Below are 281 nucleotides of genomic sequence, written 5' to 3' on the forward strand. Positions count from 1 at the left end.
CTGCTGGGTCGGGTGCGTGCCGACAACAATGGCCTGCAAGGTCAATTCAACCGGCTGTTGGGCCTACAAGCCGAGCTGACCTCTGGCGCCTTCGCTGAGGCGGGCGCAACACAACAGCAGGTCTCACGGATGCTCGTCGCGGTGCTGCTGGGTGGCAGCTTACTGGCTGTGTTAGTCAGTCTTTTGTTGCGTGCGCAAATCATCCGGCCCATTCGGGAAATCGAGAGGGCTTCGATCGAGTTGCGCGATGGCGACCTGACCCGACGCGTGCGGGTCATGGG

At 61.9% G+C, this 281-nt stretch carries 1 protein-coding gene; it reads left to right on the top strand.

Annotated features, from left to right (window positions below):
- Window positions 1–281: HAMP domain-containing protein (locus AAEZ06_RS27095; RefSeq protein ID WP_350617164.1), on the top strand; the 281-nt coding region annotated here is incomplete at both ends.

Source organism: Pseudomonas sp. HY7a-MNA-CIBAN-0227, assembly GCF_040310325.1.
Taxonomy (GTDB): domain Bacteria; phylum Pseudomonadota; class Gammaproteobacteria; order Pseudomonadales; family Pseudomonadaceae; genus Aquipseudomonas.